The organism is Brenneria sp. L3-3C-1 (assembly GCF_016456245.1).
Classification (GTDB): domain Bacteria; phylum Pseudomonadota; class Gammaproteobacteria; order Enterobacterales; family Enterobacteriaceae; genus Brenneria.
On sequence record NZ_JAEMHF010000033.1, the window covers coordinates 1 to 690 of the forward strand.

Sequence of the window (690 nt, forward strand, 5' to 3'; positions counted from 1 at the left end):
TTGCTCTTTAACAATCTGGAACAAGCTGAAAATTGAAACGATACGGCTGAACATTATCCGCAAGGGTAATGATTTTGTTGTATCAGAGTCTCTCAAATAATCGCAGCGCGAGCGTGACTTGATTTATCAAAGACACCTTCGGGTTGTGAGGTTAAGCGACTAAGCGTACACGGTGGATGCCTAGGCAGTCAGAGGCGATGAAGGGCGTGCTAATCTGCGAAAAGCGTCGGCAAGGTGATATGAACCGCTACACCCGACGATACCCGAATGGGGAAACCCAGTGTGTTTCGACACATTATCATCACATGAATACATAGTGTGATGAGGCGAACCGGGGGAACTGAAACATCTCAGTACCCCGAGGAAAAGAAATCAACCGAGATTCCCCCAGTAGCGGCGAGCGAACGGGGAGGAGCCCAGAACCAGAATCAGTTTGTGTATCAGTGGAAGCGTCTGGAAAGTCGCACGACAGAGGGTGAAAGTCCCGTACACGAAGATGCACGGATTGTGAGTTCGATGAGTAGGGCGGGACACGTGACATCCTGTCTGAATATGGGGGGACCATCCTCCAAGGCTAAATACTCCTGACTGACCGATAGTGAACCAGTACCGTGAGGGAAAGGCGAAAAGAACCCCGGCGAGGGGAGTGAAATAGAACCTGAAACCGTGTACGTACAAGCAGTGGGAGCC

1 rRNA gene is annotated in these 690 nt (G+C 50.6%); it reads left to right on the forward strand.

What is annotated here, in order from left to right:
- Nucleotides 1-149: 149 nt before the first annotated feature.
- Nucleotides 150-690: ribosomal RNA gene (locus tag JG725_RS20560) — 23S ribosomal RNA — on the forward strand; the annotation flags it as partial.